The sequence below is a fragment of the Helicobacter sp. UBA3407 genome (assembly GCF_949747025.1).
GTDB lineage: Bacteria > Campylobacterota > Campylobacteria > Campylobacterales > Helicobacteraceae > Helicobacter_D > Helicobacter_D ganmani.
This window is the reverse complement of sequence record NZ_CATKCB010000086.1, coordinates 1-5,912: the sequence shown is the minus strand read 5'-3', so window position 1 is coordinate 5,912 and position 5,912 is coordinate 1. Positions and strand designations below refer to the sequence as shown.

Sequence of the window (5,912 nt, the reverse complement as noted above, 5' to 3'; positions counted from 1 at the left end):
CCTAGAGTGCGCACACTTCCGCCTAAAAACTCCGAAAACTCCTCCTCAAATGCACTCACCTCACTGCCACCCACAAATGCGCTACTCTCCACTACATTTGAAATTGCAGTTTCTATTTCGCCTTTTATGTCCAAATATTGTTTTTTTAAGTCTAAAAATTTTATAGCCATAATGCCCCCATCTTCCAAGTCTCTCCAAACTCTTGCGCTTTTGTGTAGCAATGGGATTCCAAAATCTCCCTCCAAGCCTCTTGCATTCCGCTACTCCAAGCAATATCATCAAATAACATAATACCCCCCCCCACCACAAAAGGCAAAATTTGCTTGTAATAGGCTATTGTGGCTTCTTTATTATGGTGTCCATCAATGAAAGCAAAGTCAATGGGCTTGATTTTTTCTAAGAGATTTGGCAGCATCAAATCAAAGCGTCCAACCAACACTTCAATATTTTTTAAAGCAAAATGCTGATGATTTTCTTTAGCAATTTGTGCGACATTTGGGCTTCCCTCAATGCTCCAAATTTGAGCATTTGGCGCGAATGAAGCCATATAAGAGCTAGAGAATCCCAAACAAGTGCCAAGCTCTAAGATTTTTTGCGGCAATAAACTCTTAAAAATCTCAAAAATTACTTCCGCTTTTTCGCGTTTGACACCAATCTTTGCCAATTCACAAAGTGGAACTTCAACGCAAACGCCTGCTTCCATTTGTTCCTTTGTGCGCTTTTCCTCTGGCTTCCCTGCGCCATAATCTATGACTTCTATCAAAGTTGTCTTTTGCTTTAGATGCTCACGATACGATTCTATTTTGCTTGTAATCTCTTCAAATCCCATCTTTTTTTCCTTTTATAATTCCCGAATTAATTGCGCGGGATTCCCTGCATAGATTCCGCTTTTAACAATATTTTTTGTAACCACGCTTCCTGCGCCAATCACGACATCATCGCAAATCTCCACAGGTAGAATCGTAGCATTTGAGCCTATGCTTACACAATTCCCAATTTTTGTTTCTTTATATTTTGTAGAATCCCCACCTGCTGGCTTGCCCTCTTTAAATAAATCATTGACAAACATTACTCCGTGTCCTATGAAGCAATTCTCTCCTATATCCACAAGTGAGCAAATAAAACTATGGCTTTGGATTCTACTCTTTGCACCCACTTTCACCCCTCTTTGAATCTCTACAAAAGGACCCACAAACACCTCATCTCCAAGCTCACATTCATAGAGATTACAAGGCTCTACAATCTTGACATCAGCCCCCATTTTCACCTCCCTTATTTTGCTCTCGTATAAAGTAAAATTTCCTGCCCCCGATGAAACAATAGGGCGGTTCAAATCCGGGCATTGCAGTGGCACGAATGATTTTTTCAATTAAAGCCCCCCCCCCCGCAAGATTCTAGCCTGATGTGCTTTAAGCTTTCTATTTCTATTCTTTTATGAAACTCTCTACGAGGCGAGAAAATGGAATCTTGAGGGATTAGCCGATAATCTCCTTTAATCATTTTTTCTAAATTTTCAGAAAATAGCTCTACTCCATAAGTATTTGCCAACTCTACTAGCTCCTCTACGAAGCAGTTTTTAGGGATTTTAAACCTCTTTTGAAAAGCAATCGCACCATTATCAATCCCTTCGTCCATTTGATGTATTGTTACACCAAACTCTTTATCTTCATTTAAAATAGCAAAAGAAAATTGATTGCACCCTCTATATTCTGGCAAAGGTGCTAGGTGGAGATTTAAAGCAATCTCTTTAGCGCAAAAAATATGCTGTGGTTTTAAGATTTGGTGATACTGCACAGAAAAAAGTATATCAAAATCTAGCTCAAAAAGCCCGTTTAAATCTGTAAGGAGTGGGATTTTATGTTGTATGCAAAACTCCTTTACCGCTTGTCCTCTAGGAGATGTCCCCACTGCGACAAGCGCAAAATCTAACGTGTCTTGCCTAGCAAACAATTCTTGCAAACATTGTTTGCCAATTTCTTTTGCGCCTAAAAACACGATTTTTTTCATTCCTTATGTCCTAATCTACATTTCTCTGGGTGGAATCTCAAAAACACTTCCTTGCCTGTCTCTACGGATTCATACATTGCGATAATGAGTTCTAAGCTTTTACGTCCCTCTAGTCCATCAACCAAAGCCTTTGTGCCATTTAAGATAGAATCTACCACATGCAAATAATACTCCTTATGCCCAAATCCATAGACATTTGGGGGATTGACGGAATATTTTTCCATTACTTCCTTGTCTGATTCCATTGCGTTTGTAAAATTCCAATGCTTGATTTCATTGACAGCAAATCCACCAATCTCTACGCTTCCAAGCTCTCCGAGTATAGAAAGACTACCCTCCAAATCTTTTGGACGCGTAGCAGTCGTCGCCTCAATCACACCCAAAGCCCCATTCTTAAACTTCAACACCGCAACCCCTGTATCCTCTGTCTCTATGTCGCTTAATGCAATGCGACTTTTTGCAAACACACTTTCCACATCACCTAGCATCCATTCCAGCAAATCAATATGATGACTCGCCTGATTGGTAAATACTCCTCCATCTTGCGCCCAAGTGCCACGCCACGAATCTTGCTTATAATACGCATTATCCCGACACCAACGCACCCGCACACTGCCCATTACGATTTTACCAAACCGCCCAGATTCCAATGCCTCACGTAATTTTTGCACGGGTAAATTGTAGCGATTCTGCTTCACAACAAAAAGACGAATCCCAAATTTATCGCAAGATTCTATCATTTTATCAGCGTCCTCCAAAGTCAAAGCCATAGGCTTTTCTACGATAATATGTTTTTGATAAGGTGCGACCTCTAGGGTATTTTGCGCGTGTTTGCCACTTGGTGTGAGAATAGAGACTACATCAATTTTATCGCCACACTCTTTCATCATAGAATCTAAATCTACAAAATAAGGCACATTGTATTTTATCCCAAAAGCTTCCGCACGGACTTTATCAATATCACACACGGCTACAAGCTTAGCTCCTGCAATTTCGCTGCTGCTTAAAAGTTGCGCGTGGCGCACTGCGATTCTCCCACAACCAAGTAAAGCTACACCTAACATTTTTTCTCCTTTAAGATTCTACATTCTATTGTATCAAGGATTGCGTTAAAATTGCATTCTCCTTGCACAAAGTAACTTTGCGATTCTATTTTTTTACCTAACATTTCTTGAGCAATTTTTAAAATTTCCTCACAATCTTGACTCCAAAACATTAGTTTGTGTTTAATCAAATATTGGTCGTGAATCAGCCAAAGAGAACGTGTAGAGATAGTTGGAATCCCATAGCAAACCGCCTCAAGATTCATCGTTCCTCCTCCACCGATAAATAAATCAATGAAAGGATAAAATTCCTCTGGCTTTAGCTTCTCCTCCAAAATGGTCGCGATTCCTCCAAAATCCCTTTTTAACCTGTCTTTTTCATATCTTGGCATAATCACAATATTCGCATTGATTGCTTTTTTAAGCAAAGGAATCACTTGATAAATCACAGGGATTTGCTCTTTAACATAATGGGCTTTGTATTCCTCTTCACGCACAAGAATCGTGGGTTTTGTCGTGTCTAGCCCATAGCGGATTCTAAAGTCATTTTTAGATTCCTTTTGAATCGCATTTATCCACAAAGCTACATCAATAAAAGGATAAGGCACGATTTGGGATTCATCTAGTGCGAAACGTAACATAAGCTCTTTTGGAAAAATAAATGGATAGAAAAAAAGCTTAGAAAAAGGCAAAGTAAGCCTTGCAACTGCGGTTAATTCACGCGGGCATTCTTCATCGCCGGGTTTTGTAAATGCAGGTGTATCATAAATATTCACCACCGGAATCCCGATTCCATACGCTACTTGCACGCTATCTACCACTGCACCACAGATTAGTAATCTAGGAACGCCCTGCACTTTAAATAAATCCAAAATCTCTTTTTGTCGGAATATTCTTGCTTGAAACTTTTCTAGCAAAGTTGCCCCGCCATATTCTCCAAGCACGGTATGTGGAATCTTGTGTAGTTCTAAAATCTCCTTAGCCTCTGTATAATGAGGCGCGTAGCGCGTAGTTACAAACACTTTATGCCCTCTTTTTTGTAATTCTTTAATCATCACGCTAAAAAACATTGCATATTTGGGGGTTGCGACATCAATCCAAATCATAATCTACCCTTTAAAGTCTCAAAAATTACCAAACGAATATCAAAAAGAGAGCTTGCATTATATCCTAAAGTTTGCATTAAGCAAAATTCGGGCGCACTAAACCCTATTTTGTCTCTCCGCCAAGCCAACTCCTTACTTCCCAATTTCTCTAAAAGCAAACGCAAAATAAATTTGCTATATCCCTTGGATATTTTAAAAGATTCCGAAATCCTAAAGGCAAATTCCACCACACGAAAATCTGTAAAAGGCGTGCGATTTTCAATCCCAAATGCCATCGCATTTCTATCTTCATAGCGCAGGAGATTGGGGAGATTAAAGCTAATCGTATCTAGCCAAAGCCCTTGAGAAAAATCGGGCAAAAATCTCTCCAAAAGGTTTTCCAAAGTCGGAATCGGAAGCCCAAAATCTCGCATTTTCTCTATGTCCTTTGCATTATCCTCTGCAAATAATTTTAACTTTAAATTTGTATTCAACGCACATTTAAGCCCGAAGTTGTATTCCCTAAATGCAGCATTTCCATAGAGTTGAATGCGATTCTCAAACTCGCTAAAATCGCTAAAAATATAGCGTCCCACATAATGATAATACCCGCCAAAAAGTTCATCAGCCCCCTGCCCATCTAAGACGACCTTGCAATAAGGAGCAATAGATTTAAAAAGCAAATATTGCGAATAGATTGAAAAACTGCGAAAAATCTCATCTTGCGTATAGCACAAACTTTGCAATTCCTCTGCAATAGAATCCAAACTCGGAGAAACAAAATGGATTGGAATCTTTAAATCCTCTGCAAGTCGCTTGATATGCGCACTCTCATCACCTTGCGTATTGTCCTTAAAGTTCAGCCCAAAATAGCGACAATCTATCTTTTCTCGTGCAATAAAATGCGCCAAGATGGAGCTATCCACCCCGCCTGAAACGCAAAGAGCAAGCGGAACATCAGAGCGCAAACGAATCTTTGTCGCATCAAAAAGCAAAGATTCCAACTCCTCTAGCGCGTTTTGTAGAGTCTTTTCATCACTTGGAACGCTTTTAATCGCCTCAAAATTCGGCTCAAAATCCCAATATTTTTGGAATCTTAAACTGCTATCACCTAGCTTCAAGTGTGCAAAATGCGCTGGAGGAAAATTTAAGATTCCTTGATAAATACTCTTTTTGGAATCCCCATTACTAAAGAGCAGCCACTTTGCGACCTCATCTAAATCAAAACTAAAAGATTCCACAGCCAAAAACGCCTTAATCTCGGAGGCAAAAAAGAATTTATCCCCCCTAAAAGAGTAGAACAAGGGCTTATTACCCAATCTATCTCGCGCCAAAAAAAGCGAGGAATCCCGCTTATCATAAATGCAAAAGGCAAAATCTCCATTGAATTTTTGCAAACATTTCTCCCCCCAAACTGCGTAAGAATGTAGTAAAACCTCTGTATCACTTGTCGTAAAAAAGGGGATTCCTAGACTTTCTAGCTCTGCTCTTAGTTCCAAATAATTATAAATCTCTCCATTAAACACAAGCAAAAAATGCGGACAATAGGGCGAAGTAAAGGGCTGATTCGCCTCACATTGCAAGTCAATAATGCTTAGGCGATTATGTGCAAAGGAAAAATTCTCATCACTAAAGCTCCCTTTCGCGTCTAATCCCCTATGGAGCATAGTTTCAGATGCCTTTTGCACCACCTCTAGCGCATAATTCCCTCCGCAAATACTACACATTAGTTTAGGATTCCATTACTTTTTGCACCACTTGCGCAATCTCTTTGATT

6 protein-coding genes are annotated in these 5,912 nt (G+C 39.7%); all 6 read right to left on the bottom strand.

Annotation, left to right across the window (positions count from 1 at the left end; genetic code table 11):
• Positions 1-160: 160 nt before the first annotated feature.
• On the bottom strand, positions 161-829 hold the full coding sequence (locus tag Q1553_RS02050) for a class I SAM-dependent methyltransferase (RefSeq protein WP_115551732.1): 669 nt from the start codon (positions 827-829) through the stop codon (positions 161-163).
• A gap of 12 nt (positions 830-841) precedes the next feature.
• A complete protein-coding gene (locus Q1553_RS02045; protein ID WP_115551733.1) occupies positions 842-1,261 on the bottom strand; it encodes an acyltransferase in 420 nt (139 codons plus the stop codon).
• Positions 1,262-1,365: 104 nt separating this feature from the next.
• Entirely contained in the window at positions 1,366-2,007 is a 642-nt protein-coding gene (locus Q1553_RS02040) for a formyltransferase family protein (protein ID WP_298060803.1), read from the bottom strand.
• Entirely contained in the window at positions 2,004-3,071 is a 1,068-nt protein-coding gene (locus tag Q1553_RS02035) for a Gfo/Idh/MocA family oxidoreductase (protein WP_297732081.1), read from the bottom strand. The genes Q1553_RS02040 and Q1553_RS02035 overlap by 4 nt, the downstream gene beginning before the upstream one ends.
• Positions 3,065-4,156: a DUF354 domain-containing protein gene (locus Q1553_RS02030; RefSeq protein WP_115551735.1), complete on the bottom strand. Its 1,092-nt coding sequence runs from the start codon at positions 4,154-4,156 to the stop codon at positions 3,065-3,067. The genes Q1553_RS02035 and Q1553_RS02030 overlap by 7 nt, the downstream gene beginning before the upstream one ends.
• On the bottom strand, positions 4,153-5,862 hold the full coding sequence (asnB, locus tag Q1553_RS02025) for an asparagine synthase (glutamine-hydrolyzing) (protein WP_115551736.1): 1,710 nt from the start codon (positions 5,860-5,862) through the stop codon (positions 4,153-4,155). The genes Q1553_RS02030 and asnB overlap by 4 nt, the downstream gene beginning before the upstream one ends.
• Between the last annotated feature and the right edge of the window lie 50 nt (positions 5,863-5,912).